Source organism: Halomonas sp. IOP_31, assembly GCF_021151495.1.
Lineage (GTDB): Bacteria > Pseudomonadota > Gammaproteobacteria > Pseudomonadales > Halomonadaceae > Modicisalibacter > Modicisalibacter zincidurans.
The window spans coordinates 1-1,475 of record NZ_JAIRBP010000079.1 but is presented as its reverse complement, the minus strand read 5'-3'; the positions used below and the strand labels follow the sequence as shown (position 1 = coordinate 1,475).

The window sequence follows — 1,475 nt, the reverse complement described above, 5'->3', positions numbered from 1 at the left end:
TGATCATGCACCAGCACGCCACACACGAAGGGCAATACGCCGATGGCATCCATCGCCTCCTGGCCGCGCTTGGGATGCGGGGCCAACCAGGTCAGGGCGTCATTGGAGGCACTGTGCAGCCGTTGGTTATGCCCTGTGCCCGATTTCCGATACAGCACTCCAGGGACGAATATTCTTCAACTGTTCTTCAAGGGCATCTTCCGCAATCTCAGTGTCGTAGGCTGTCTGAGCTCGCAACCAGTAGCCATTGAACAAACCAAAGAAGCGACAAAGTCGCAGGTCCGTGTCGGCGGTTATCGAACGCTTTCCGGCAATAATCTGGCCGATCCTCTGAGCAGGCACCCCAATCTCTTTGGCCAAGCGGTATTGAGAAATCCCCATCGGCTCCAGGAATTCTTCTTTTAGTAACTCGCCTGGCGTTACAGCTTCAATGTTGCGCATGAGTTACCTCCTAATGGTAATCAACAATTTCGACGTCTTCCGCACCAGCCTTGGTCCATCGGAAGCAAACCCGGAACTGCCTGTTGATTCGGATGCTGTGTTGACCCTGGCGATCACCAGGCAATGGCTCCAACATATTCCCGGGCGGTACTCTAAGATCATCCAACTGGCTTGCAGCCTGGAGTTGCCGAATTTTCCTCAGGGCAACTCGCTCAAAGTTGACGAAGCGTCTGACTCGGCGTCCGCTTGCCAGCTTCTCTGTATCCTTACACTTGAACGATATGATCATAGGGAAATGGTAACGCAGAGCGTTATTGACGTCAAGCGTTATTATCCGACAGAGCAGGCTGAGAGAGAGCATAACGCCTAAGTTATGTTGCATGGCTCTCAAGCACCTTCTTTTGATTCAAACGCGGTACGTCGCCAATCCGTCGGCACGCGAAACCTTGTCGACATAGCCCAGATCGCGGCGCGCGGCCGCATCGCTGGTCGTCATCTCGCGGCCAATCATTCGGATCATAGAGCGCGTTAGCGGCGGATCATCATCGGATCGAACCAAGGCAGCACCTATTTCCATGAGCCGGCCGAGGGTGAACGCAAGGCGGTAGGATATGGAGCGCACCTTGTCGATGGATAAGCCCTGCAACGCCGCCAGCTTTGCGATGAAGTCGCGAAAGGTTGTCGTTTCGAGGTCGTTGACAAAGTAGGCCCACCCACCGGTTCCGTGGTCCAGCGTCAAGCGTATCGCTTCCACCACGTTGTCGACATGGCACGTGGAGAAGGGATAATCGCCCTGGTTGACGAATGCGAAGCGGCCCGAACCGATCGCGTCCGGGATCTCGCGGCTGAAAGGATCGCCGGGACCCCAGATCCCTGTGTGTCAACCTGAATCCATACACCGGCTCAGTGAGTCAAGCTCACTATCAGAGCCCGAGGTTCAGGAGCCCGTATCATGCCTAAACCGCCAACCGAGCTGCCCGACCATCAGGTCACGCCGAATCCCAAGCTCGAGAAGCGCACACGTCGTCAGTTCT

The 1,475-nt window shown here is 55.7% G+C and carries 3 protein-coding genes; all 3 read right to left on the bottom strand.

Annotated features, from left to right (window positions below; all coding sequences use genetic code 11):
* Positions 1 to 126: 126 nt before the first annotated feature.
* On the bottom strand, positions 127 to 441 hold the full coding sequence (locus K7I12_RS17370) for a HigA family addiction module antitoxin (RefSeq protein WP_031383186.1): 315 nt from the start codon (positions 439 to 441) through the stop codon (positions 127 to 129).
* Between the two features lie 10 nt (positions 442 to 451).
* Positions 452 to 730 carry a type II toxin-antitoxin system RelE/ParE family toxin gene (locus tag K7I12_RS17365; protein ID WP_084173670.1) on the bottom strand — a complete coding sequence of 93 codons (279 nt, stop codon included), beginning with the start codon at positions 728 to 730 and terminating at the stop codon, positions 452 to 454.
* A gap of 117 nt (positions 731 to 847) precedes the next feature.
* On the bottom strand, positions 848 to 1,180 hold the full coding sequence (locus K7I12_RS17360) for a hypothetical protein (protein WP_051907387.1): 333 nt from the start codon (positions 1,178 to 1,180) through the stop codon (positions 848 to 850).
* Positions 1,181 to 1,475: the final 295 nt, after the last annotated feature.